Origin of the sequence: Corynebacterium falsenii, from assembly GCF_020099275.1 — a bacterium.
Taxonomy (GTDB): Bacteria; Actinomycetota; Actinomycetes; order Mycobacteriales; family Mycobacteriaceae; genus Corynebacterium; species Corynebacterium falsenii.
Genome location: NZ_CP083646.1, coordinates 143,210 through 163,595 on the forward strand (window position 1 = coordinate 143,210; position 20,386 = coordinate 163,595).

The window sequence follows — 20,386 nt, forward strand, 5'->3', positions numbered from 1 at the left end:
GCCCTTAACATACCCCGTTGCCAAAACGTCGCAGCAGGGCTGGTATATGGCACTCACCCCTGCAGAGCGTCGATGAGCTCCTCGTTGTCGATCTCCCAGCAGCCGATTTCCTCATCGTCGACGAGGACCACAGGCACCCGGTCGCCGAACTCCATGGCCCATTCCTGGTCGACGCCATCAGCATCCACCTCGATCACTCTCAACGTGGCGCCGAAGCGGTCAACGACTGGGCGGATTTGGGCGAGCACTCGCTGGCAGGATCCGCAGGTGCTGCGGCTGACGAAGTCAACGTGATGAGTTGGGTGGTGAGTTGGGGTCTGTGGCTGGGTGGAGAAGTTCTCAATCATTAAGGGTAGTTTAGTGCGTGTGAATCACAGCCAGCCGGACAAGCACGTCGAAGGGCCCGATCAGTCGGCCACTGGGTCGTCCACTGGGTCGGCCGCAGAGTCGGCCAGGGACACCACGCACCGCGTGGCCACGGCGCTGCAGCATGCCTCAGACAAGGTGGGGGACGCCTTCAACCATATGGCGCTCACGGCGCGCGCTGGTGTGCGCAGCACTTTGAGTCGGCTGGTCTTCCCTGTTCGCAGCGAATCGGCGCAGAAGGAGGCGGGTGAGGCGTCCGCTCAGGCGGTGTTGAGTGGTGGGATCCCTACGGCTAAAGCCGAGACTGACGGGTCGCTGAGCGATCAGATTCCGGCGGATCGGGACTTGACCTCCGAGGTGTTGGCAGGCAGCACGGCAGGCAGCACAGCAGACACCACGACAGACACTTTAACGGACGCTACGGACGACACAGAGCACACGACTGACCAACCGGCCCTGGAGGACCTCAGCGATCCCGAGTTCGCCGGAATCGCGGCGCGCCACGAGATCACTCCCGTGGAGCTGCTCACGGGCCTCGATAACCTGCATGGCGCGAGCGCCGCCGCGGGAGGCTCGAATCGCGTTAACGCTCCTGATCCTTCCATCCCTCAAGACGAGGGCGTGGCCGCATTCTTCGATGTGGACAACACCCTTATTAAGGGTGCGTCCATCCTTCTGTTTGCCCGCGGTCTGGCACGGCGGCGCTTCTTCACCACGGGAGAAATCACCGGTTTCGTGTGGAAGCAGCTGAAGTACCGGGTATCCGGCACCGAGGATGCCGACGATATTGCCAGCGGCCGCGAACAAGCCTTGGCTCTGGTGAAGGGACACAAGGAGGCCGAGGTGGTGCAGATGGCCGAGGAAATCTGGGCTGCCACCATCGCCGAGCGCATCTTCCCCGGCACGAAGGAGCTAGCCGATATGCACCTGCAGGCCGGGCACCAGGTGTGGCTGGTGACGGCCACGCCCGTGCAGCTTGCCCAGGTCATCGCCCGCGAGCTGGGATTCACCGGGGCGCTAGGCACGGTTGCCGAGGTTAAGGATGGCGTGTTCACCGGCCGCATGGTGGGTGACATCCTCCATGGCTCCGGCAAGAAGCACGCGGTGGCCGCTTTGGCTGCTCACGAGAACTTCGATCTGGAGCGATGCACGGCCTACTCAGACTCGGTAAATGACTTGCCGTTGCTGAGCATGGTTGGCACGGCCGTGGCCGTTAACCCCGATTCCCAGTTGCGCAAGGCCGCGCGGGCGAATGGCTGGGAGATCCGGGATTATCGACGCGGGCGCCGGGTTCTGCGAACGTTCGGCGCGGCCGCGGCTGGCGCAGGCGCTGCGGCGGCCGGTGGGCGCTGGATTAAGCGCCACTAGTGGCTCTGTGCCCGTGGCGGCAGCACCCCACGCACCCTGAGCATCGCACCCCAGACATCTCAAAGGGCGGGTAGCGACAATAATCGTTGTCGCTACCCGCCCTTCTTATGCACTCACTAACGCGAGCGCTAGGGGCTTACTTGCCCAACTTCCGACGCTGAACGCGGGTCCGGCGCAGCATCTTGCGGTGCTTCTTCTTGGACATACGCTTGCGGCGCTTCTTAATCACAGAACCCATGATGGGCACCTCGTTTCTATCGGGGTCAATGTAAAGGTCGTCACGCATCGCCTGACCTTTAAAAGACGATGCGGAACAGGTGCGGCGGGCGTGCGCCGACACGAATGGGGAACAGTCTACCGGTTGTGGCCGGTGAGGCACAAAAAAGCACCCGCCCTCTCCATCTCAGGCCGACCGCGCGGGTCGAGCTATGGAGAAGAGCGGGTGCTGAACTGGATTCCTGCCGAGGAGCCGAAAACTAGCCGGTCTGACCCGGGGTGTACTCGGAGGCGCCGAGGTACTCGTCAACCGCAGATGCACGGACGCGGAAGTTGCGCCCCACCTGGATTGCCGGCAGCTCTTCCGAGTGAATCAAGCGGTAAACGGTCATCTTGGACACGCGCATCAGCTCTGCGACCTCTGCGACGGTCAGGAATGTTCCATTGTCAGTGTTAGCCATTAGTCATCACTTTCTTGGCGCTCTCATGCGCTGCAGGCTTCCCCTCCTGCAGGACGTCACACGTGATCGCTCCGCACCATCATAACGTGAAGACAGTGAAGAATGTGTATCGAGGGGGAAAATTGGGCTGAAGTTATGTCTAGTTGAGTGCGTTAAACCGCATAACTGAAGGGAATAGGGAACACCTTAGAGGCAAAACCGCTTTTCGGTGAACCATTGTGACTCGTGAGACGCACTGCGCCTCGCACGTTGCTAGGAGACACTCAGCTACCCCCATGCTCCCTCAATGGGGGTAGCCAGGTTGGTTACGCCTTCGGCTTGCCCAGTTCCTCGGAGCGATCCTTGCAGGCCTCCATAGCGCGGAAGAACGCACCGCGGATGCCGCTCTCTTCGAGCTCTCGCAGCGCAGCGGCGGTCGTACCACCCGGGCTGGTGACCTTCGTGCGCAGCACGGATGGGGTGTCGCCACCCTCCTCGAGGCCCTGGCGCATCATCGTGGCGGCACCGTCGACGTTGGCGATGGCCAGCTTCTCTGCCAGCGGCCGGGGCAGACCCAACTGCACGGCCGACTCGATCATGGATTCCACCACGAGGAATACGTACGCGGGTCCGGAACCAGACACCGCCGTAACGGCGTCGAGATCCTTCTCCTTGACGACGACAGCAGTGCCAACCTTCGCCATGATCTCCTGAACCTGATCCAGGTGGGATTGCTCAGCGTGCTGACCACCGGCGATACCGGCAGCGCCGCGACCGACGAGCATGGGCGTGTTCGGCATCACGCGCACCACCGGCGTACCGGCGGGCAGCTCCTTCTCCATGGAACCGATGGTCACGCCGGCGGCGACGGACACGATGATGGTGTCTGCAGAACCAGCCTCTAGGGCCTCGGCGACGTCCTTGATAACGACCGGGACTACGTCCGGCTTGACGCACAGGAACAGCAGATCCGCAGACTCAGCAGCCTCACGACCCTCGGTCGTGGTGAGAAGGCCGTACTTGTCCTTCAATTCGTCGAGACGCGCCTGCGTCGGGTCTGCAACGGTAATGGTCTTCGGGTCGGCTCCGTCCGCGATGATTCCGGAGAGCAAAGCCTCGCCGATGTTTCCTCCACCAATAATTCCAATATTTGTCATGTATTCCAGCGTGCCATTGTTTCGCCAATGCTGCTACCTCAGTAGCGGCTGTAGCGGAGTGATCGGCGCGTGCTGCCCGCGCCATTCCTGCGCGAGAAGTGCCTAGACACCTAGACACAACGAAAAAACCGATCCCCTCCGCAGTGGAGGGAATCGGCTCGGCAGTTTTTGAAAGCTGTACCGCTGGGCTACAACCCGATGATGAATCGTGGCCCCAGTGTCAGGACCAATCCCACGACGAACGCCAGCACCATCAGCAGCTTGTCACTGTGGCGGAGCAGTGCATGGACGAGGCCCACCATCACCAGAGTCACGGCAATCGCCAGCACGAGCACGAGGATGCCCGGCGCGTTTGCCCACAGCAGGCTGAATCCGAAGAACACACCCACGCCAACCACGATGGCAGCCAGAGCCTGGCCGATCATCACGGGCCAAGAGATGCGGTCGTCTTCGTACTCGAGGACCTCATCCTCGCCGAGGGTGGATTCGAGCTCGTGGAACTCTTCGGGCTTGTCTGCGTCGTGGGCGGAAGCCTTGTCAGCCCTGTCGGCGGTCTTGGTCGACTTGGCGGACGCAGTCGCTGCGGTTGCCGCGGTGGTCGCCCCTGCAGTTGCCGCAGCCGCCTTGGTGGCCTTCTCCGCCTTCTCCGCCTTCTCAGACTTCTTAGACTTTGCTGCCTTCTTTGCCGAATCTGCCTTCTCGACCGTGCCAGCCTTGTCGGCCTTGTCGACAGCGGCCACAGCGCGGGCGTCCTTCTCCGGAGCCTGAGCAGCCGTCTTGTCGTCGGTCTTAGCAGCCGAACCAGTCGGCTTGCTTTCTACCTTCGACGCCGCAACGGCCTTCCCACCCTGCGGGGCGGTCTCGCGATCGGAAGGCTGAGCTGCCGCGGCCTTCTTGGCAGCACCCGGCTCCGGCACAACACCGGTGGTCTTGCGGATGTCCGTGGGCGACGTGCGGCGTTCTGCCTTCTGCTCGGTTTTCGACTCCGGCTTCGGCTCAGGCTTCTTCTCCGCCGTGCGCTTAGCCTGGGCGTCAGCACCCTGCTTCAGCTCCACATCGCCGAAGGTTGCGGCCCCGGACTTCGGCTCCTGATCAGACGTAGCCGAGCCCGAAGCCTGGTCCTTGCCCTGGACAGCGGAAAGCTGGCCGGTGCGCTCTTCAGGGCGCTCGGTCACCGGCTTGACGCTCTTGGTTTCCTCAGGGCCCTTCTTCGTGGCCGTCTTCGCAGCGGCCTTCTGGGCCGATGAGCCCGCAGCCTGAGCGTGGGACGTCGCCTTACCCGGCGTGCGCCCGCCTCGCTTCGACGACCGAGACGATGAGGTAGACGACTTATCGGAGTCAGCGTTCGCCTCGTCCGCGTCAATGGCGGGGAAGGATCCGGTCAGCTCTGCCACAGACACGCCGCCGTCTTCCAAGCTGCGGCGGCGTCGCGGGCGACTAGCTTCAGCCGACTCTTCCTTACGCCCGTTACGGGCGAGGAGCTCGGCGACTGTCAGCTTCTCACTCATCCATCGTTCCCATCAGGTCGAAACGCTTTATTCTCAAGTCCAATACAGTACCCGGGTTACGTCAGTTATGTACCTAGGCACAGTCGATACGTCCAACAAAACGTATGTCAAAACATCAGATTACTTGCGTAACACAGCTATCCCGAAATTTTATGGCCAATTCCGGCGTCTAGTTGGCGGAAGATCACACCTTCGCGCAGCGCCCACGGGCACATGTGGAGCGTGTTGATCTGGAGCTTGCGCATCGCCGCCTCCGCGACTAGTGCGCCGGCCACAACCTGGTGCGAACGGTCTGCGCTCACGCCCTCTAGCTCGGCCCGGTCGGCTGCGGTCATCCTGGAGATGAACGCGATGAGCTGGCGCAACCCCGGCTGAGTGAGCGTGCGCTTCACCCGCGGCCCAGCCGAGGAAGGCGCAGCACCCGTCAGGCGCGCGAGCATGCGGAACGTCTTGGACGTTCCCACCGCCAAGTCCAGCGGACCGCTATCCAACAGTTGCTCGACCGGCTCGTTCAGGGTGTCGTCGATGTACTCGCGCAGCTCGGCGATGGCTTTCTTGGACGGCGGGTCGGTATCAAACCAATCCCGTGTCAGCCGAGCGGCGCCGAGGTTCACGCTGCACGCCACATCCGGGTTTTCATTCGTCCCGATGGACATTTCCAGAGAGCCACCGCCGATATCGAGATCGCAGATCCGCCCGGCCGACCAGCCGTACCAGCGCCGAACGGCAAGGAATGTGAGGCGAGCTTCGTCCTCGCCACACAAGATCTGCAGCCGCACACCGGTTTCCTTCTCCACCCGGTCCAGCACGTCCTCGGAGTTCGTGGCGGATCGCAGAGCGGACGTGGCGAAGGGCAGCATGTCTTCGCAGCGGAACTGGTCGGACATCTCCTTGGCCAGCGCCACGCCCTTGATGAGCTTGTCCTGGCCTTTCTCGTCAATGGCACCCTTTTTGTCGAGGTATTCCACCAAGCGCATGGGGGTTTTCCAATTGCTCATGGGGGTGGGCGGGCCACCGGCATGGGCATCGACCACTACTAAATGAACTGTGTTACTGCCTACGTCAAGCACACCTAATCGCACTCCCCCAGATTAACGGGTCTAGGGTGTGAGCTGTGAATGAATCAGCCGATGGAACTCCAATTGCCTCGGGTTATCCCGATGGCACCCCCGCTGATATGTCCGTGCGGGCCGGGGTGGAAATCCCGGCGGATCACCCGCGGGAATGGTTGGAGTTTGTCGATCCGGCTAATTCGGAGCATGTTTTCTCGGTTGATCTGACGTGGTTGTTATCGACCTACCAGTGCCGTTTTGGCACATCGTTGTGTCAGGGTATCGACGCCGCTACGCCCGACGCTGGCTGTTGCGTTCACGGTGCGTTCCTCACGGATGAAGACGACCGGGGGGCCTTGGCGGAGGTCGTGCCTCATTTGTCCGCCGAGGACTGGCAGTGGCGCGGCGAAGCGGCCGATCCGGAGGGGAACATCGAGTTCAGGGACGATTGGACCGCGATCGACGCTCACCATGAGGGCGCGGAGATCGAGCCCTGGTTGGAGTGGGATGAGCTCGACAACAATGAGGGCGTGGCCGAGCCAGCGCTGAAGACGAAAACAATCGCGGGGGCGTGCATCTTCGCCAACCGCGCTGATTTCGCCGGCGGCGCCGGGTGTGCGCTGCACCGGTGGGCACTACGCAATGATGTGGCGCTGACGGTAGCGAAGCCGGAGGTGTGCTGGCAGCTGCCGATTCGGCGGGAGGAGCAGTGGGAGACGCGCCCAGACGGCGCCGAGGTGCTGCGCACCACGATCACGGAGTACACCCGGCGCGGGTGGGGCAACGGGGGCGAGGACTTCGACTGGTACTGCACGTCCGACCCGGCGTGCCACACGGGCGGGGAGCCACTGTGGCGAACGCACAAGGACGAGCTCGTGGAGCTCATGGGAGAACCCGCCTACGAGGCTGTGGCGGAGCACTGCCGGGAGCGGGAGCAGTGGGCGCGCCGCTCCCCCAGCGGCTTCCCGCTGTTGGCGATCCACCCGGCTACGAAGATCGCAGCGGAGCGCGAAGGCCGTGCTCCTAGCGGCAGCTAGGCCTTAAGCCTCGAACTTGTAGCCCAGGCCACGGACGGTCACGAGGATCTCCGGGCTGGACGGGTTGCGCTCGATCTTCGAGCGCAACCGCTTGATGTGCACGTCTAAGGTCTTCGTATCGCCCACGTAGTCGGCGCCCCAGACCCGATCGATGAGCTGGCCACGGGTCAGCACTCGGCCGCTGTTGCGCATGAGGTATTCCAGTAGGTCGAATTCCTTGAGCGGCATGGGGACGGGCTGGCCGTCCACGGTGACGATGTGGCGCTCCACGTCCATCTTCACGCGGTCTTCCTGCAGCACTAGTCCATCTTCACTCTCATCGGCTGCGGCTTCGCTGTCGCGGCCGCGGCGCAGCACAGCGCGGATGCGGGCGATGAGCTCCCGGGCGAAGTAGGGCTTGGTCACGTAGTCATCGGCGCCGAGTTCTAGGCCCACAACCTTGTCGATCTCGCTATCGCGGGCGGTAACCATGATCACCGGCACGCTGGAGGTCTGGCGCAGTTGGCGGCATACTTCGGTGCCGGACATACCAGGGAGCATGAGGTCCAGCAGCACGATGTCCACCTGCTCGGTGGCGAAGGTTTCCAGGGCGGTGGGGCCGTCTTGGGCCAGCAGCACGTCGAAGCCCTCTTTTTTCAGCAGGAAGGCGAGGGGCTCGGCTAGCGATTCTTCATCTTCAACGATCAGCACGCTCGTCACTGCAGTAGAAACCTTTCTCATGAGGCCCAGCTGTGCCTCCGACGTTCAACGATGTGTTCTATGTTAGTGCCCGGCGCGGGCTGACGCGGGGCGAGGCCGCCCGAGCCCCACCCGGTCGCACTGCTACGGCCGCGTTCCTCGGTCTACTGTGCCCTCGGCATCGTTGGCATCGTCAGCCTCGTACGCATCGCCAGCCTCGGCGGGCTCGTCACCGAGCTGCGCCAACGTCTCAAAGCCATGCAACCGTGGTTCCGAGGAATCCTCTGTGAGCACCACGGCGCTGTCGGCGTCGGAGTTGGTCTTGAGGCGCTCCTCACCAGGGATCACGGGCTCGTCATCCTTTTTCTTTTTGGTGGGGCTGTTCTCGTTGACGCGCGGGAGCTCCAGCGTGAACGTTGATCCCGTGCCCGGCCGCGACCATAGCGACACGCTGCCGCCGTGGTTGGCCATGACGTGCTTGACGATCGCCAAGCCCAATCCGGTGCCGCCGGTGTTGCGGGATCGGGCCTTGTCCACTCGGAAGAAGCGTTCGAACACGCGCTTCTGGTTTTCGGGGGCAATGCCGATGCCGCGGTCAGTCACGCGGATCACCACGGTGTCGTCCGTGGCCTCCCGCGAGATCGACACGGTCGAGCCCTGCGGGGAGTAGTGAATCGCATTGGTCACCAGGTTGGACACGCTGGTGACCAGCAGGCCCATGTCGCCCTTGACCATGGCGTTGCACTTGGCATCCTTGACCAACTCAATCTCCACCGCCGAGGCCGCCAGCCGGCACCGATCCAGGGCATCCTCCACGACCCGATCCACGCTCAGAATCTCCGGGTCGGGCAGCGACTCCGCGCCCTGCAGCTTGGACAGGCTGATGAGCTCGGTGATCATCTGGTTCATCCGCTGCGTTTCCACCATGAGCTTGCCGCCGAAATACTCCACGGCGTCTGGGTCATCGTGGACTTCCAGCATCGTCTCCACCAGCAGGGAGATCGCGCCCACTGGGGTTTTCAGCTCGTGGGACACGTTGGCAACGAAGTCGCGGCGCGCCGACTCCATGCGCACGTATTCGGAATCGTCGGTGGCGTACACCACCACGTAGCGCGCATCCGCGAGGCTTAGCAGTTTGACCTGCCCGGCCACCGAAATAACGGGGCGGTTGCCCCTCCTCGGCGGCGGGGCGTAGTGGATCTCGCGCGGCTCTTGATCCCCCATGACGCGGGCCACCACGGCCCACACCTCGGAGTTCAGCGCGCGCTCGTGAACCAGCCCCAGTTCGTGCGCCCGCGGGTTAGAGAGCACCACGTTGCGCTTCCGGTCCACCACCACGACCGCATCGGGAGCGGACTGGATGGCGAAGTGGAGCATCTGCGCCACGGTGGATACGCGGTTGCCCTCCAGTTGCCGCTGCGTGCGCAAGTTGCGTTGCTTGCGCACGCGCATGCGGTACGCAATCATGCCGAGCACGCCAAAGGCTGCTCCAATGAGCAGCCCTATCAGCACGCCCAGCCAAAGTCCCCCAGTGGCTGGATCCATAGAAATATTCTGACCTTACTTCTGGCCCTGTGCAGCTACTGCGGCGGCACCAGCGGCAGCCGCCTCGGGATCCAGGTACTCGCCGCCCGGGTTGAGCACCGCACCTTCGGAATCCAGGTGGTACACCAGCGGAATACCAGTGGGGATGTTCAGCCCGGCGATGTCTTCGTCAGAGATCTGATCCAGGTGCTTGACCAGCGCGCGCAGGGAGTTGCCGTGGGCGGCGACCAGCACGGTCTCACCGTTCTTCAGGCGCGGCTCGATCTCGGACTCGTAGTAGGGCACGAAGCGCTTGACCACATCGAGCAGGCACTCGGTCGCGGGGACTTCGTCCAAGTCGGCGTAGCGCTCGTCGTTGGTCTGGGCGTACTTATCGTCCGCGTCGATGGCCGGCGGCGGGGTGTCGTAGGAGCGGCGCCATGCCATAAACTGCTCCTCGCCGTACTTGTCCTTCGTCTCGGCCTTGTTGAGTCCCTGCAGGGCGCCGTAGTGACGCTCGTTGAGTCGCCAGTCGCGGATCACGGGGATCCAGTGGCGGTCGGCGGTATCCAGCGCGATGTTCGCGGTGGTGATCGCGCGGCGCAGCAAAGAGGTGTAAAGGATTGTCGGCTTCAGGCCGGCCTCCTTGATCATCTCGCCGCCGCGCTTGGCCTCTTCCCGACCCTTGTCGGTCAGTGCCACGTCCACCCAGCCAGTGAATTGGTTGGATGCGTTCCATTCGCTTTGCCCGTGGCGCAGCAGAATCAGGGTGCCTTGATTGTTGTCGCTCATAGTTCAATAGTGCCACGTCCACGGGGGCTGCGCTTAGTCTTTCTGCTCTCCTCCCCCGTTCTCGTCTGTCGGGTTTTCTATCTCCGACGCCAACGTGCTCCCCGGCGGTGGAGCCAGCAATTGGATCTCCTGCTCAGAGGGCTTGAGGTGGGTGAATGCGGCGAGGTTCATGGTGGGTTCTCCCCGCGACAGTCGCCACGCCCATTCATGGCGGATGGAAGAGGCAAAACCGCGCTCGAGGATGCGGTTGAAGTCCTGATCGGCGCGCTCGAGGATCTGGCCGAGCACCCGCTGCAGGTCATCCGCCGTGGTGGAGTCCGGGAATTGGCCAACGAGGTAGATGTCGTTGTTGCGGTCCAGCGTGTAGTGCACGCCGAAGGTCTTGCGGTTGGCTTGAAGCAGCAGCTTGTACACCTCGGCCTCGGCTTCTTCCACGGCGCGGCTGATGAATGCCTCGATGCGGAACATGCCGTCTTGGGGGATGAAGATGCAGTTCGTCTTCAGGCGTTTTTCGCCGGGCAGCACGACGACCACGTTGTCGTCCGACTGGCTCGGCAGGGTGTATTCGACGTCTGCTTGGTCGAGGAGGTCACAGATTCCTTGGCGATCCATGGCCTCCAGTGTAGGAGGATTGAACGCGGGCTGGGAGAATGAACGGCATGACACCACGCAAAGAGCCGGAGCGGACCGACGATGGCCACTACATCATCGTCAACGGGCGGAAGTGGCGGGCGACCGATCCGAACATCCCGCCGAACTTGGAATCCGAACTGGTCGCGGAGCTCATGAATGCCCGCCGTGCGGTGAAGGAGCAGGGTGATGCCGCACGGTTCCGCGTACAGGACGCGAAGGTGGCTCTCGGCGAGCGCGGCGAGAAGTGGTGGGAGCCCACCGACGAAGGAGTGGCTGCACGTATCGCCGCCGCGATCCGCACGCTGCTGCGCAAACGGGACGAGGGCAAAACAATCTGTCCCAGCGACGCCGCCCGCGTGGCCGGCAGCGGAACGGGAGCTGGAGGCGAGAATGAAGACGGGGAAGGTGGATGGCGCAATTACATGGATCTCGCCCGCTCCGTGGCTGCCGACATGGCGACCACCGGCGAAATCATCGTGATGCAGTCCGGCGAGCCCATCCCGGATGGCACGCGCCTCCAGGACATCTCGGGGCCGATCCGCCTGGCACGCGGCCCGAAGTTTCGCATCTAACCCTGCGGAAAGCGTTCCCCTGAGCGCGGGGAGTCCTGAACTTGGCGGTACAACTCGGCCATGCGCCCCGCTGTGGCCTTCCAGGAAAAGCGAGACGCAAAGCCCGCAGCGTACTCGCCCATGCTGATGCGTGTGGCGTCGTCGAGAACCAACGATTCCAACGCCGCTGACCAGCGCGACGGATCGTGACCATCCACAAGCAGACCAGACTTTCCCTCATCGACGGCGATAGGCAGGCCACCCACGCGGGTGGCGACGACCGGGGTGCCGCTGGCCTGCGCCTCGAGTGCCACGAGGCCGAAGGATTCGTTGTAGCTCGGCACGGCGATAATGTCGCAGGCCTGGTACACGCTCACGAGCTCCTCCGGCGGGCGATGCTGCAGGAAACGCACGCAATCGGCAATACCGAGCTCGCGGGCGCGGGCGCGCAGCACCTCGCCGCTATCTTCCATGGAGCCGGAGCTGCCGCCGCAGATGATGATGTTGATGAGCTGGGAGGGGTTGCGTTCGATGAGCTCGGCGGCGGCGTCGAGGAGGACCTGCGGGCCCTTGAGTCGCTGCAGGCGCCCGACGAAACCGATGACCTTCGCGCGGAAAGGAATGCCGAGCTCGCGGCGGGCTCGCTCGGTGGCCCGATCGTTGCCGGGGGTGAAGCGCTCCACATCCGCGCCAGGGGTGACGACGGCGATGCGGGAAGGGATGGCGTCGTAACCCATCTGCAGATCATCGACCTCAGCTGGGGTGTTAACCATAAGCAGATCAGCATTGTCCACGATCTGCTGCTCGCAGATGCGCCGGGACTCCGGCTCGCGGCGATCGCCGTGGGCCAAGGCGTTGTTCTTCGCGTGGGCGAGGGTGTGGGCGGTATGCACCCAGGGGATCTGCCAAAGGTCGCTGAGCAACCACGCCACCTGGCCGGAGAGCCAGTAGTGGGAATGGACCACATCGTAGGTGGCGGAATGCTCCTTGACCCATGCGAGGATGCTGCCGGTGAAGGCGACCATTTGGGTGGGCAGATCTTCCTTCGTGAGCCCCTCGAAGGGGCCAGCTATGCAGTTGATGACGCGCATGTTCGGCTCCACGTTGACCATGCAGGGATGCGGTCGGGTGGCGCGGGTGAACACGTCCACCTCGATGCCCCTGCGGGCAAGCTGACGTGCCGTGTTGTTGATGTACACGTTCATGCCTCCCGCATCACCGGTGCCGGGCTGCTCGAGCGGCGAGGTGTGCATGGAAATAATTGCGATGCGCATGGTGGAGATTTTAGGCGCGGCTAGGGATTGACCACACCCGATGTGAACCCCCTCACACAAAATTGTTTCATTTTCATGAATGAATAGTTTTGGTTCGTTAGTATCTACCGCAAGCATGACCCCGGCCAGTGGGGCTGCGACTGATTGCGGTGACTGATTGCGGTGAAAGCTCCTCGCAACTCCGTTGGAGCAGCAACAATCTGTCCGCCCAACTGGTGCCGACTTTGACACGAAGGATCATTTTTATGTCTGACGCCGCCGAGGCTCCCTCCACCACCACGCCTTCCTCCACCGGCTCGGGGAAGCACACACTTGATGACGACTACACCCAGGACCAGAACCGAGAGGGCACGGCGTGGCGGGAGAAGCCGTACCTGAAGTACTACGGCGACTGGACCCCTCACACGCTCGAGTACAAGAGCGACAGCCTGCCCGCCATGCTGGAGCGCACCGTCAAGGCAAACAAGAAGAAGCCTCTGCTGGAATTCTTCGGTGCCACAACCTCCTACGGAGACTTCTACGAGCAAGTGAAGGCTACGGCCGCTGGCCTGCGTGAGTTGGGCGTGAAGTCCGGCGACCGCGTGGCCGTGATTCTCCCGAACTGCCCCCAGCACCTCATTGCGATCTTCGCGGTCCAGATCCTCGGCGCCACCGTTGCCGAGCACAACCCGCTCTACACCGCACGCGAGCTCAAGGGGCCGTTCAACGATCACGGCGCCAAGGTCGTCATCTCCTGGGACAAGATCGCGGAGACGTGCAAGGAGCTCACCCGCACCAGCCCACTGGAGAAGATCGTGTCGGTGAACATGATCGACGCAATGCCGGGCGTGAAGCGTTTTGCCCTGAAGCTGCCGATCAAGTCGCTGCGCGAGAAGCGGGACCAGCTCCACGGCGAGGCTCCGGGCACCATCAACTTCCAGGACCTGGCTTCTGGCAAGATCGGCGGGTACGGTCGCGATATCAACGTTCCCACTGATTTGGGTGAGAATTCGCCCGCGTTCATCCTGTTCACCTCCGGCACCACGGGCAAGCCCAAGGGCGCGCTGCTGACTCACGGCAATGTGATGGCCAATGTGGTGCAGGGCCTAGCTTGGGTGAAGGACCTGGGTAAGGATGGCCAGGAGCGCTACCTCGCCGCCCTGCCGCTGTTCCACATTTACGGTTTGACCTTGACCGCTGCCCTGGGCGTGGCCACCGCCGGCAAGCTGATTCTGCTGCCGAAGCCGGAGATTCCTTTGATCGTGGACCAGTTGAAGAAGGAGCTGCCCACCTACATGCCGGGCGTTCCCACCCTGTACGACAAAGTGCTGGGCGCTGCCGACGACTACGACATCGACCTCAAGGGCATCCACAACGCCCTATCCGGCGCCGCTCCCCTGCCGGTACACACCACGGAGAAGTGGGAGAAGAAGACCGGTGGCAAGATCATCGAGGGTTACGGACTGACCGAGACCTCCCCGATCATCGTGGCAAACCCGATCACCCCGGATCGCCGCGCAGGCTACATCGGCATCCCCTTCCCGGACACCGAGGTACGCGTTGCCGACCCGGACGACTTCAGCCGCACCATGCCCGACGGGGAAGCCGGTGAACTGCTGGTACGCGGTCCGCAGATCTTCAAAGGCTACATCAATATCGACGATGCCGACCAGCCCTTCCACGAGGACTGGTTCTGCACCGGCGACATGGCCGTGATGGAGCCGGACGGCTTTATCAAGATCGTCTCGCGCATTAAGGAAATGATCATCACCGGCGGATTCAACGTTTACCCGGCCGAGGTGGAGGAGTTCCTCGAGGAACACGACCAGATCCAGAAGGCAGGCGTGGTGGGTCTGCCGAAGGATGACGGCTCCGAGGAGGTCGTGGCCGCCGTCGTCTTGGCCGAGGGCGTGAGTGAGTCCGACTTCGACAGCGAGGCCGTCCGCGACTGGGCACGGGAGGGCCTGACGCGCTACAAGGTGCCGCGCCGCTTCTTCGTCATCGACGAGATGCCTGCGGACCTGATCGGCAAGATCCGGCGCCGCGAGGTGAAGGAACTCGTGGAGAAGATGGCCTAAGGCCCCTTTGGAGAGGTTCGGTGACAACCGTGCTTCACCGAACTTTCCACTGCCCTAGCTCCCTTCTCCCCCTAGCTTCCTAGTCGAAGGCATCGTCGGCCACGTGCGGAGGATCGTGCCGGAAGCCCTTGGTGAGGTATCCCAGCACAGCGATTCCGATCACCAACCAAATTCCGCCAATGGTGAGGGCGGCACTATCAAGTTGGGTCAGCAGTGTGAAAACAATGACTGCGCCCAACACAGGCAAGATCGCGTCAGTAAAGACATTCCACGACCCTCCCGACCGTTTCGTTGCCACGCCGAGAACCACCACGCTCACATTCACCAGCGTGAAGGCAAAGAAGGCGCCGAAGTTCACGAACGACGTTGACGTATTGACATCCAAGAACAACGCCAGCAAGCCGACCACGCTGACCGTCAGCACCGCCGCCCACGGAGTCGAAAACCGCTTGCTCATCTTGGATAGCCATGCACGCGGAAGCGCTCCATCGCGTCCCATCGTGTAGAGCAACCGGGACGCGGACGTCTGCGCTGCGATTCCAGACGTGAACTGAGCGACCACCAGCGCAGCCACGATGAAGGATTGGAAGAATGTTCCGCCAACTGTGAGTGCCATGTCGGTAGCAGCAGCATCCTCATTACCGAAGTGCATACCTGGGTGCACGAGTTGTGCGCTATAGGACAGGATGACGAACACCGCTCCACCGATGAGAGCCACCAGCATGATTGCGCGGGGCATGGTCTTTTCCGGTTCTTTGGTTTCGTCGGTGAGCGTCGTGACCGCATCGAATCCCAGGTAGGCATAGGCGGCCACGGCCGCGCCGGCTGTGATGCCGGAGAAACCGCCATGCCCAATGAATGGTTCACTCAGGGAGCGAGATTGGTCTGCGTTGCCAGTGAGGTAAACGATGCTCAATACAACGAACGCAGCGATCACTGCGAACTGGAAAACCATCAGAACGAAGTTGACCTTGTCAGCAACTTTCAAACCGATGATGTTGATGATCGTTGTGATCACAATGTAGGTCAGCACCGATACCGCGTGCGGCACTCCAGGAAAGATACTTCCCACGTAGGCAGCACCAATGAGCCAGATGACCATGGGCAGGAACATGTAGTCCAAAAGGACCGTCCATCCGACCAAGAAGCCTGCCTTGGGCCCGATAGATTTGCCCACGTAGGTGTAGGCGGATCCGCCGATGGCGAATCGGGAAGCGAGTCGACCGTAGCTTGCGGCGGTAAACAGCATGGCTACGAGGGCCAGCAGATACGCGCCAGCCGCAGCACCCTGACTTTTCGTAGCGATGACGCCGAAGATTCCCAAGCCGATGAGCGGTGTCATATAGGCCAGGCCGAATAGCACCACTGATCTGAGATTAAGTACCCGCTCGAGTGGTGCTTGGTTGGCACCGGAGGATACCGAGGATACGGAGGATGCAGAAGATGCGTTGGAGCCTGTGGATCCTGCGGCTCCCGCAGACCCAGTTGATGATGAGCTCATGGTTAGTGTCCTCCATGTTTGCTGGATGTGGGGCGACCTGCCCCGTGGTGCCACGTAGTGGGTTGAATTGCGCCGCTGTAGAGCGGCAGAGAGATTGGTTCGTCGCCATCAAGGAAGTGATTCCAGGGAAATACCGAACCTTCAACTCCCTCGGTCCATGCTCGCTGCACCTCGGCACGATCAACGTCTGCGACGAGCAACGTCGGTTCCGCGTCGGCTTGATCAAGAACATGTCCCTGGGGATCCACGATGATGCTCCGTCCCATACCGATCGGAGCAGCGGCGTTCACGCTGAGTGTGTAGAACTGATTCGTGATGGAGTTGGCGCGAGCCACAACGAGCTCTTGTTCACGGTCAGGCGTGGTGGTCTTGACGATGTTGATCACTGCGTCGACCCCTAGCCAGCCGAAATGCCGTGATAATTCCGGCCACCAGTTGTCATAACAAATATTCAGCCCTAGCCGGCCCCAACCGGGGATCTCGAAGGTGCACGGTTCAGCACCAGGTGAATACGGTTCCGTTGGTCGCCACGGAAACATTTTCCGATAGCTGGCCACGACCTGTCCGTGCGGATCGAAGACGAACGCAGTGTTGAATAGTTCGCCATTGTCTCCGCGTTCGCACACGGATCCGGGGATCAGCCATGTACCGATCTCCGCCGCCGCTGCTCCCAACACATCGATCAGCTCGGATGCTGGTCGCGCAGCGTCACGGAGACGCTGGTTTTGGACCTCAAGGTCCTCATCGTCGCAACCGAAAAGGTGTAGTTCCGGAAAAACGACCATATCTGGATGACATTCATCAACAACAGCTTTCGTGTGGCTCACGAACTCTTGGATGTCATCCTCCGATGACTCCGGGTATCCGTCGCGGCCGTATCTAGCAGGCGCCGCCTGAACAAGTGCGACACGAAGGGTCTGGTGTGCCTCGGTACTCCCCGGCTGGGAGTCGTCTAATTCTGCTCGATTGCTACTCATTGAGAACCTCACGGTGCACGCTCGATTGGGTAAATCGATAATTGGAATCTGTAGGATTTTTACTCTAGTTCCGCCGTGACCAGCACATAAGGCTTTTCTAGAATTTTGCGATCGACCGCCGCGAGGTGAAGGAGCTCGTGGAGAAGATGGCCTAGCGCGGGGTGGCTACGTACTGCACCGAGCTGTATTCCTCGATGCCCTCAGCACCGCCCTCGCGGCCCAGGCCGGACTGCTTCACGCCACCGAAGGGTGCCGCAGCGTTGGACATCACGCCCACGTTCACGCCCACCATGCCGAACTCCAGGTTCTCCGTGGCGCGCTGCATCCGCACAGCATCGTCGGTGAACACGTAGGAAGCCAGGCCGTACTCCGTGCCGTTGGCGATCTCGTATGCCTCTTCTTCTGTGGAGAAGGTGAAGATCGGGGCAACCGGGCCGAAGATCTCCTCCGTGGCGATCCGCGCATCGGCCGGCACCTCGGCCAGCACGGTGGGGGCGTAGAAGTAGCCAGCGTCGCCGACCTTCTTGCCGCCGGTCAAAACCTTCGCTCCCTTGGACACAGCGTCTTCGACCAGGGAGGCAACGTTGTCCAGCGCCTTCTGCTCGATCAGCGGACCTACGTCGGTGGATTCATCCATGCCGTTGCCCACCTTCAGACCTTCCAGCTCTGCGGTGAGTCGCCGGGAGAACTCCTCAAACACGGCCTCGTGCACGATCATGCGGTTCGCTGCGGTGCAGGCCTCGCCCATGTTGCGCATCTTGGCCTGCTTGGCCTGCTCCACGGCAATATCCAGGTCGGCATCCTCAAACACGATCAGCGGAGCGTTGCCGCCGAGTTCCATGGAGGTGCGCAGCACATTGTCGGAAGCCTGACGGAGCAGGATCTTGCCGACACCCGTGGAGCCGGTGAAGGACACCTTGCGCAGGCGATCGTCGGACATCAACGTCTGGGACACCTCCGGTGCCTCCAGGGTGGTCACCACGTTCAGCACGCCTGCCGGCAGGCCCGCATCCAGCATGGTCTGCGCGAAGTACAGGGAGGTCAGGGGCGTGAGCTCGGCAGGCTTGAGCACCATCGTGCAGCCCGCCGCCACCGCCGGGGCCACCTTGCGGGTGGCCATGGCGAGCGGGAAGTTCCACGGGGTGATCAGCAGGCACGGACCCACCGGCTTGTGCTGCGTGCGGATGTTGAGCTTGCCCTCCGGGGAGGTCAGCGAGTGGCCGTAGTGGCGCACGGCTTCCTCGGAAAACCAGCGCAGGAACTCCGCGCCGTAGGCCACCTCGCCGCGCGCCTCGGCCAGGGACTTGCCCATCTCGAGGGTCATCAGCGTGGCGAACTCTTCCGCCCGCTCATGCACCAGGTCGAATGCCCGGCGCAGGATGTCGGAGCGTTCCCGGGCGCTGGTGCGCGCCCATTCCTTCTGGGCGTTCGCGGCGGCGTCGAGGGCGCGGGCCGCGTCCTCAGCGGAACCTGCGGCCACCTCGGCCAAGGATTCCCCAGTGGCCGGATTTTCCACAGTGAATGTTGCCGACGTAGCGGCGTCGACCCAATGTCCATTAATGAGAAGGCCGGTCGGAACCGAGGCGAGGAGGTCAGAGGTGTTCAGGGCCATGCGTGTTGTTCTCCGAATGGTCGTAGGAATTGTTGGAATGTGACGGATTAGTTATAGCAGTATGCCGATTGGCCGTCGCGGGCTAGACGCGGGAGCGGATCTCCTCGGCCAGCACCTGCAGTCCGTCGCGCAGAGTGTCCTCGCCGATGACCAGCGGCGGGAGCAGGCGGATCACGTTGGCGTCCATGCCGCAGGTGAGGATCTGCACGCCCTTGGCCTTGCAGGCACCCGCGACATCGGCGGTGAGCTGCGCATCCGGCTTACCGTTGGCATCCACGAACTCCAGGGCGATCATGGCGCCGTGGCCGCGAACCTCCAGCACACGGCCGGAATCGGTGAGCGGCTCGAGGACTTCACGGATGATCTTTTCGATCTCCAAGGCGCGATCGGCCAGCTTTTCGTCTCGCATGACGCCCAAAGCCGCCACCGCTGCGGAGGCCGCCACCGGGTTGCCACCGTAGGTACCGCCCAAGCCGCCGGAGACGGGTGCGTCCATGATCTCCGCGCGACCCGTGACTGCGGATAGCGGCATGCCGCCAGCGATGCCCTTCGCGGTGGTGATGAGGTCCGGGACCACGTCGAACCACTCCACGGAGAACCACTTGCCCGTGCGGCACAGGCCAGCCTGGACCTCGTCGGCGACGAAGACCACGCCATTGTCCTTGCACCACTGGGCGATGGTGGGCAGGAAGCCCTCGGCGGGAACGATAAAGCCGCCTTCGCCCTGGATCGGCTCGATGACAACGCAGGCGAGGTTCTGGGCACCGACTTCCTTTTCCATCATGCGGATGGTGCGCTGTGCGGCTTCTTCGCCGGAGAGGCCATCGCGGGCAGGGTAGGACATCGGGGCGCGGTAGACCTCGGAGGCGAATGGGCCGAAGCCGGTCTTGTACGGCTTGTTCTTAGCGGTCATGGCCATGGTGAGGTTGGTGCGGCCGTGGTAGGCGTTGTCGAAGACCACCACGCCGTTGCGCTTGGTGTAGGCGCGGGCGATCTTCACCGCGTTTTCCACGGCCTCGGCGCCGGAGTTGAGCAGCACGGTCTTTTTGTCGAAGTCGCCGGGGGTGATGTGGTTGAGGATCTCGGCGACCTTCACGTAGCTCTCGTAGGGCGAAACCATGAAGCAAGTGTGGGTGAAGTGGGATACGGCATCCTGCACGGCCTTGACGACGGCCGGGTGGGATGCGCCGACGCTGGTCACGGCGATGCCGGAGCCGAAGTCGATCCAGCGGTTGCCGTCTTCATCGACGATGATGCCGCCATCGGCATCGACGACGTAACCGGGCAGGCCCGGGTTGACGGCTGCGGAGACGGCGCGCTCGCAGCGCTCCTTCAGTTCAGCGCTCTTGGGGCCGGGCAGTTCGGTAGTGATGCTGCGGGACTGTTCAATGCGGTAGTCGCGGGGTTCCATGATGTGTTCCTTCCCGATGCGGTGCTTGTGCCGGGGTTTGGGCCGGTGCTTGTTGTCTTGGCTTGTCTTGCTGGAGTGTGTCTGTACTCCATTATGGTGACCCGAGACACATCCAACAATGGCCGTAGTGGATAAGATTGGTCTTGATATTGTCCAAAATGGCGAACAGGGTGGGCATGCGTCTGGCGGGCAACACAGGCGCAGGAACGCAACCTGGACCTAAAAATCAGGC

19 protein-coding genes are annotated in these 20,386 nt (G+C 62.4%); 4 read left to right on the plus strand and 15 right to left on the minus strand.

Annotated elements, in window-relative coordinates; all coding sequences use genetic code 11:
• Positions 1 to 53: 53 nt before the first annotated feature.
• Complete coding sequence (locus tag LA343_RS00725; protein WP_052337592.1) at positions 54 to 347, minus strand: glutaredoxin family protein; 294 nt, start codon at positions 345 to 347, stop codon at positions 54 to 56.
• Between the two features lie 19 nt (positions 348 to 366).
• On the opposite strand from LA343_RS00725, the gene LA343_RS00730 reads away from it, so the two are divergent.
• Positions 367 to 1,734, plus strand: a complete 1,368-nt coding sequence (locus tag LA343_RS00730; RefSeq protein ID WP_025403652.1) for an HAD family hydrolase — start codon at positions 367 to 369, stop codon at positions 1,732 to 1,734.
• A gap of 136 nt (positions 1,735 to 1,870) precedes the next feature.
• On the opposite strand, the gene LA343_RS00735 is transcribed toward LA343_RS00730, so the two are convergent.
• The 5 genes from LA343_RS00735 to LA343_RS00755 all read right to left on the minus strand — a co-directional run bounded on the left by LA343_RS00735 (position 1,871) and on the right by LA343_RS00755 (position 6,137).
• A complete protein-coding gene (locus LA343_RS00735; protein WP_003855542.1) occupies positions 1,871 to 1,972 on the minus strand; it encodes a 30S ribosomal protein bS22 in 102 nt (33 codons plus the stop codon).
• Between the two features lie 238 nt (positions 1,973 to 2,210).
• Positions 2,211 to 2,411: a helix-turn-helix domain-containing protein gene (locus LA343_RS00740; protein ID WP_025403653.1), complete on the minus strand. Its 201-nt coding sequence runs from the start codon at positions 2,409 to 2,411 to the stop codon at positions 2,211 to 2,213.
• Between the two features lie 305 nt (positions 2,412 to 2,716).
• On the minus strand, positions 2,717 to 3,547 hold the full coding sequence (proC, locus tag LA343_RS00745; protein ID WP_025403654.1) for a pyrroline-5-carboxylate reductase: 831 nt from the start codon (positions 3,545 to 3,547) through the stop codon (positions 2,717 to 2,719).
• 188 nt (positions 3,548 to 3,735) lie between these two features.
• Positions 3,736 to 5,055 carry an Rv0497 family membrane protein gene (locus tag LA343_RS00750; protein ID WP_025403655.1) on the minus strand — a complete coding sequence of 440 codons (1,320 nt, stop codon included), beginning with the start codon at positions 5,053 to 5,055 and terminating at the stop codon, positions 3,736 to 3,738.
• A gap of 137 nt (positions 5,056 to 5,192) precedes the next feature.
• The gene (locus LA343_RS00755) at positions 5,193 to 6,137 is read right to left on the minus strand and encodes a Ppx/GppA family phosphatase (RefSeq protein WP_025403656.1); all 945 of its coding nucleotides are present in this window, start codon (positions 6,135 to 6,137) and stop codon (positions 5,193 to 5,195) included.
• Between the two features lie 95 nt (positions 6,138 to 6,232).
• Between LA343_RS00755 and LA343_RS00760 the strand changes: the two genes are divergently transcribed.
• Positions 6,233 to 7,144, plus strand: a complete 912-nt coding sequence (locus LA343_RS00760; RefSeq protein WP_396021882.1) for a DUF3109 family protein — start codon at positions 6,233 to 6,235, stop codon at positions 7,142 to 7,144.
• A gap of 3 nt (positions 7,145 to 7,147) precedes the next feature.
• Here the strand turns inward: LA343_RS00760 and LA343_RS00765 are convergent, their stop codons facing one another.
• From LA343_RS00765 to LA343_RS00780, 4 genes are all read right to left on the minus strand, one after another.
• The gene (locus LA343_RS00765; protein ID WP_374957171.1) at positions 7,148 to 7,864 is read right to left on the minus strand and encodes a response regulator; all 717 of its coding nucleotides are present in this window, start codon (positions 7,862 to 7,864) and stop codon (positions 7,148 to 7,150) included.
• Between the two features lie 102 nt (positions 7,865 to 7,966).
• Entirely contained in the window at positions 7,967 to 9,367 is a 1,401-nt protein-coding gene (locus tag LA343_RS00770; protein WP_081737366.1) for a sensor histidine kinase, read from the minus strand.
• A gap of 15 nt (positions 9,368 to 9,382) precedes the next feature.
• Entirely contained in the window at positions 9,383 to 10,138 is a 756-nt protein-coding gene (locus LA343_RS00775) for a phosphoglyceromutase (protein WP_025403660.1), read from the minus strand.
• Positions 10,139 to 10,171: 33 nt separating this feature from the next.
• Entirely contained in the window at positions 10,172 to 10,750 is a 579-nt protein-coding gene (locus LA343_RS00780) for a type III secretion system chaperone family protein (protein ID WP_025403661.1), read from the minus strand.
• Positions 10,751 to 10,797: 47 nt separating this feature from the next.
• On the opposite strand from LA343_RS00780, the gene LA343_RS00785 reads away from it, so the two are divergent.
• The gene (locus LA343_RS00785; protein ID WP_224209179.1) at positions 10,798 to 11,343 is read left to right on the plus strand and encodes a DUF3253 domain-containing protein; all 546 of its coding nucleotides are present in this window, start codon (positions 10,798 to 10,800) and stop codon (positions 11,341 to 11,343) included.
• Here LA343_RS00785 and mshA read toward each other — a convergent pair.
• Entirely contained in the window at positions 11,340 to 12,596 is a 1,257-nt protein-coding gene (mshA, locus tag LA343_RS00790) for a D-inositol-3-phosphate glycosyltransferase (RefSeq protein WP_025403663.1), read from the minus strand. The two genes, LA343_RS00785 and mshA, sit on opposite strands and share 4 nt — an antisense overlap.
• Positions 12,597 to 12,841: 245 nt before the next feature.
• Between mshA and LA343_RS00795 the strand changes: the two genes are divergently transcribed.
• Entirely contained in the window at positions 12,842 to 14,653 is a 1,812-nt protein-coding gene (locus tag LA343_RS00795) for a long-chain-fatty-acid--CoA ligase (RefSeq protein WP_025403664.1), read from the plus strand.
• Between the two features lie 79 nt (positions 14,654 to 14,732).
• On the opposite strand, the gene LA343_RS00800 is transcribed toward LA343_RS00795, so the two are convergent.
• From LA343_RS00800 to gabT, 4 genes are all read right to left on the minus strand, one after another.
• A complete protein-coding gene (locus LA343_RS00800; RefSeq protein WP_025403665.1) occupies positions 14,733 to 16,154 on the minus strand; it encodes an APC family permease in 1,422 nt (473 codons plus the stop codon).
• Between the two features lie 2 nt (positions 16,155 to 16,156).
• On the minus strand, positions 16,157 to 17,131 hold the full coding sequence (locus LA343_RS00805; protein WP_052337594.1) for a carbon-nitrogen hydrolase family protein: 975 nt from the start codon (positions 17,129 to 17,131) through the stop codon (positions 16,157 to 16,159).
• Between the two features lie 151 nt (positions 17,132 to 17,282).
• A complete protein-coding gene (locus LA343_RS00810; RefSeq protein WP_224209180.1) occupies positions 17,283 to 18,743 on the minus strand; it encodes an NAD-dependent succinate-semialdehyde dehydrogenase in 1,461 nt (486 codons plus the stop codon).
• An 82-nt stretch (positions 18,744 to 18,825) separates the two neighbouring features.
• Positions 18,826 to 20,154 carry a 4-aminobutyrate--2-oxoglutarate transaminase gene (gene gabT, locus LA343_RS00815; protein WP_025403667.1) on the minus strand — a complete coding sequence of 443 codons (1,329 nt, stop codon included), beginning with the start codon at positions 20,152 to 20,154 and terminating at the stop codon, positions 18,826 to 18,828.
• Positions 20,155 to 20,386: the final 232 nt, after the last annotated feature.